This window comes from Mesorhizobium sp. M1A.T.Ca.IN.004.03.1.1 (assembly GCF_003997555.1).
Lineage (GTDB): Bacteria > Pseudomonadota > Alphaproteobacteria > Rhizobiales > Rhizobiaceae > Mesorhizobium.
Map to the genome: position 1 here is coordinate 1 of NZ_RZTV01000641.1, position 255 is coordinate 255.

The window sequence follows — 255 nt, forward strand, 5'->3', positions numbered from 1 at the left end:
CACACGGATGGGATCGCCGATGAGATCAAAATCCTTGCCGAGCTTTCGTCCGTCGTAAGGGGCTGGGCTAAGCGCGCGGCCCTTGTCTACTCCCCCAACCTGGTTTGAGTGATAGTCAGGCGCCGAGGCCAGGGTGAACTGGACCTCTGTACCCGCCTCCAGTTCTTCGATCGCAAGCGGGCCGTCCTCAAGATAGGCATCAATGAATTCGGACCTGTAGTAATTGCCGAGTTCATGCCGGAGGTATGTTCTTGC

General features: G+C 57.3%; 1 pseudogene. It reads right to left on the reverse strand.

Going from position 1 to position 255, the window contains the following annotated elements:
* Window positions 1-255: pseudogene (locus EOD29_RS36720) on the reverse strand (FAD-binding protein); the annotation flags it as partial.